Source organism: Vibrio sp. R-1, from assembly GCF_035615595.1.
GTDB classification, from domain to species: domain Bacteria; phylum Pseudomonadota; class Gammaproteobacteria; order Enterobacterales; family Vibrionaceae; genus Vibrio; species Vibrio cholerae.
In genome coordinates this window covers 1-386 of the sequence record NZ_WPDC01000338.1, presented here as the reverse complement: position 1 = coordinate 386, position 386 = coordinate 1, and the positions used below count along the sequence as shown (strand labels likewise).

The 386-nt window shown below is 42.7% G+C and carries 1 protein-coding gene; it reads right to left on the bottom strand.

The window, feature by feature from the left end; genetic code table 11:
* Positions 1–163: 163 nt before the first annotated feature.
* Positions 164–316: a DUF3709 domain-containing protein gene (locus GOU96_RS18405; protein WP_161803584.1), complete on the bottom strand. Its 153-nt coding sequence runs from the start codon at positions 314–316 to the stop codon at positions 164–166.
* Between the last annotated feature and the right edge of the window lie 70 nt (positions 317–386).

Sequence of the window (386 nt, the reverse complement as noted above, 5' to 3'; positions counted from 1 at the left end):
TCTCAATAATAACTCACTGAAATCATTGACCAAACCATAGTGTTTTTCGAATTAGAACTGACTCAAATTTTATCTATGTTCTGACCAATTCAAGGCTTCATCTTACAAATCAGCCTATGTGGAAACCCTCTCCGACAACCCAGCTCACCACACATTGGCGAGATTACTCAATGAGGCAATCACGCTGAAACATACAGCGACAAACGCATTGCTGTTTCATTAGAAAGCGCAAAACAATGTTCAATTGCCGACAGACTTTAAGCCCATAAGTAAAGGCACCAAACTGCTCAAAGCGACTTGAGAGAGCCAAACTCACCTCGCGCAGACTCAACATTCCAATGAGGCAATGACTCAGAAATTAAAGCGCACGCAGAATTGCCGCTTCG